Origin of the sequence: Streptomyces sp. NPDC048473, assembly GCF_043200155.1 — a bacterium.
In the GTDB taxonomy this organism is placed as follows: Bacteria; Actinomycetota; Actinomycetes; order Streptomycetales; family Streptomycetaceae; genus Streptomyces.
The window spans coordinates 1-1,438 of record NZ_JBICXE010000186.1; the positions used below are offsets into that span (position 1 = coordinate 1).

Consider the following 1,438-nt stretch of genomic DNA (forward strand, 5'->3'; position numbering starts at 1 on the left):
CTGTACGACGGCGACGCACTCCCCACGGACGATCCCCCCTCCAGCAGATCAACCCGAAGGTCATCCCATCCGGTCAGCCAACGTGACAGCGCCCAGCGACGACCAGAAGGACTCCGTCCCCAAATACATACAGCTCGAGGCCTTCGACAAGCACGGCAACGTCCTCGTCGATGAGATCCTGGACAACCCCGCTCATGGCCAGCAGCAGAGACACCGCCGAGGACTAACAACCTTGGGAGCGATTGAGTTCGGGGCGTGCTGGCCTGGCGGGTTGGCTGGTGGGTGATCAGCAGGCGGCCTGCCGGCTGAGCACCAATTCGGTGCTCGCCTTGCGGCGGGTCGCCCGCCGGGCGGAGCGGTCAGAGACCAGGGTGGCGATCGCGAGGTGGGTCTCGGCGTAGGTCTCGCGGCGGCCGGTGAACCGCTGCAGGGGCCGCCACTGCTTGTACTCGGCATTGGTGTGCTCCACGCAGATCCGCGCGGAGGACTGGCGGCGTCTCTGCTCGCGCCAGGCGTGGTGCTCGCCCAGCGGCGCGTCGTCCTTCGGTTTCTTCGGCGGGGCACTGACCTGGCCGGGGAACTCGTTGGCCAGGCCCCGGTAGCCCTCGTCGACCTCGGCCTTGACCTTGGGGTGCCGGTGGAACTGCTCGGCGATGCCCTCGGTGCGCACGGCGGTCTGGTCGTGCATGCGGCCCGGCCGGACCACACCGCTGAACAGGGTGCGACCCTGCGGGTCACTGAAGGTGGTGGTCTTGATGGTGTTCTGCTTCTTCTTGCCGGAGACGAACGCCTTGCGGCCGGGGCGGTGGGCGCGGGGGCGTCGGACCTGCACTTCGGTGCCGTCGATGCGCAGGTCAACGCCCTCCGCGCCGGCGTAGGCGAACAGGTCCTCCAGCGTGCGCAGCCGGACCCCGGCCGGTCCGGGACGGCGAAGCCGCGGGCCGCCAGCAGCGGGCGGACCTCGCGGATCGCTCCGGAGACGGTGGAGCGGTCCACTGCGTACAACTCGGCCAGAGCGGCGTGCGGGATCCCAAGCCGCAGGTGGACCAGCGTGACCAGGAGCCGGTCGACGAAGACCAGGCGCTGCTTGGGCCCGGCGCCAGCCGCCCGCCTCCGGTCTCCGCCACGCCGCTCGTGCAGCGCCGACTCCCGCGCGGCCTGCCACCGGGGCGCGAGTTCTTTGAGTAACTCGCCGAAGTGTGCGCGCGGGACCCCGGACAGGGCAGGATGGGAACAGGCCGCACGGGCCCAGGTAAACCTCACAACTCACTCAACCCATACGGCCGTTCTCATGTCACGGGCCAGTGCCACAGCACTCTTGATCGTTTACTAAGTGGAGCCTAACGGTCTCGGGGGAAATTGAGCTTCGGGCGTGCTGGCCTGGCAGCTCGGCTGGTGGGTGATCAGCGGGCGGTATCGCGGACGATGGCCAGTTCGG

Annotated in this window: 1 pseudogene; it reads right to left on the reverse strand. The window is 69.1% G+C overall.

The annotated features are described in order from the left end of the window. Positions 1-286: 286 nt before the first annotated feature. A pseudogene (locus ACGFU7_RS48135) lies at positions 287-1,263 on the reverse strand (transposase family protein). Positions 1,264-1,438 lie beyond the last annotated feature (175 nt).